This window comes from Streptomyces sp. UW30 (assembly GCF_008042075.1).
In the GTDB taxonomy this organism is placed as follows: Bacteria; Actinomycetota; Actinomycetes; order Streptomycetales; family Streptomycetaceae; genus Streptomyces.
This window is the reverse complement of sequence record NZ_RDBN01000178.1, coordinates 1-636: the sequence shown is the minus strand read 5'-3', so window position 1 is coordinate 636 and position 636 is coordinate 1. Positions and strand designations below refer to the sequence as shown.

At 74.7% G+C, this 636-nt stretch carries 1 protein-coding gene; it reads left to right on the top strand.

Annotation, left to right across the window (positions count from 1 at the left end; all coding sequences use genetic code 11):
* Nucleotides 1–56: 56 nt before the first annotated feature.
* Nucleotides 57–636 (top strand): RNA polymerase sigma factor (locus EAO75_RS45415; RefSeq protein WP_148000959.1); only part of this gene is annotated, 580 nt, incomplete at its 3' end.

Genomic DNA, 636 nt, shown 5'->3' with positions numbered 1-636 from the left:
CGTCCTCTCTGTCTGAACCACTGGCGCCGGCCCTGCCGGGACGCTAGGAAGGTCACGTGGAGTCCACGGGCGGTACCTCCGCACCGCCGCCTGCCGACGCGGAGGTGCACCGGCGGCTGGTGTACGGCGACGAGTCGGCGCTGGCCGAGGTGTACGCGACGTACGGCGGGCTGGTGCGGCGGGTAGCCGTGCGGGTCACGCGCTCACCGGCCGCCGCCGAGGACGTGGCGCAGGAGGTCTTCGCGCACCTGTGGGGCCGGCCGTACACCTACGACGCGCGCCGTGGCTCGCTGCGCACCTGGCTGTCCGTGGTCGCCCACCGGCGCGCCGTGGACTGGGTGCGCAGCGAGGCCCGGCACCGCAAGGACGCCGGCGCCGACGACTCCACGCTCCAGGCCATCCCGGACGCCGGTCCCGGCCCCGACGAGACGGTCGTCGACCGGGAGCGCTCCCTGCTGCTGCACTCTGCCCTCGCCGAACTCCCGCAGCCGCAACGCGAGGTCGTGCACCTCGCCTACTTCGCCGGCCGCACCTACCGGCAGGCCGCCGTGGAACTGGGGATACCGGAGGGCACGGCCAAGACCCGGCTGCGCAGCGCCCTGCGCTCCTTGGCGGAAACTTTGGCCGACCCGCCGG